This window comes from Trinickia diaoshuihuensis, from assembly GCF_003390925.1.
Classification (GTDB): Bacteria; Pseudomonadota; Gammaproteobacteria; order Burkholderiales; family Burkholderiaceae; genus Trinickia; species Trinickia diaoshuihuensis.
On the sequence record NZ_QUBS01000032.1, the window covers coordinates 1 to 926 of the forward strand.

General features: G+C 63.3%; 1 protein-coding gene. It reads right to left on the reverse strand.

Annotation, left to right across the window (positions count from 1 at the left end; all coding sequences use genetic code 11):
- Positions 1 to 926 (reverse strand): elongation factor Tu (gene tuf / locus DXT59_RS09205; protein ID WP_116136612.1); only part of this gene is annotated, 926 nt, incomplete at both ends.

The following is a 926-nucleotide window of genomic DNA, read 5'->3' on the forward strand; positions in this document are numbered from 1 at the left end:
CCGCCTTCGCGGATGGCGAAGCGCAGACCTTCTTCCATGGCGATCGGGGCGATCAGCTTCACCGTGATGGCGACGTTGTCACCCGGCATCACCATTTCCTTGTCCTTCGGCAGCTCGATCGAGCCCGTCACGTCCGTCGTACGGAAGTAGAACTGCGGACGGTAGTTGTTGAAGAACGGCGTGTGACGGCCGCCTTCGTCCTTGCTCAGCACGTACACTTCAGCCGTGAAGTGCGTGTGCGGCGTGATCGAACCCGGCTTGGCCAACACTTGGCCGCGCTCCACGTCTTCGCGCTTCGTGCCGCGCAGCAAGATACCGACGTTGTCGCCCGCTTGACCTTGGTCCAGCAGCTTGCGGAACATTTCCACGCCCGTGCACGTCGTCTTCACCGTCGGCTTGATACCGACGATTTCGATTTCTTCGCCGACCTTCACCACGCCACGCTCGACGCGGCCCGTCACCACCGTACCGCGGCCCGAGATCGAGAACACGTCTTCCACCGGCATCAGGAACGCACCGTCAACCGCGCGCTCCGGCGTCGGGATGTACGTGTCCAGCGCGTCGGCCAGGTTCATGATCGCCACTTCGCCCAGCTCGCCCTTGTCGCCTTCCAGCGCCAGCTTGGCCGAACCCTTGATGATCGGCGTGTCGTCGCCCGGGAAGTCGTACTTCGAGAGCAGTTCGCGCACTTCCATTTCGACGAGCTCGAGCAGCTCGGCGTCGTCCACCATGTCGCACTTGTTCAGGAACACGATGATGTACGGAACGCCAACCTGACGCGCCAACAGGATGTGCTCACGCGTTTGCGGCATCGGGCCGTCGGCGGCCGAGCACACCAGGATTGCGCCGTCCATCTGCGCCGCGCCCGTGATCATGTTCTTCACGTAGTCGGCGTGGCCCGGGCAGTCAACGTGTGCGTAGTGGCG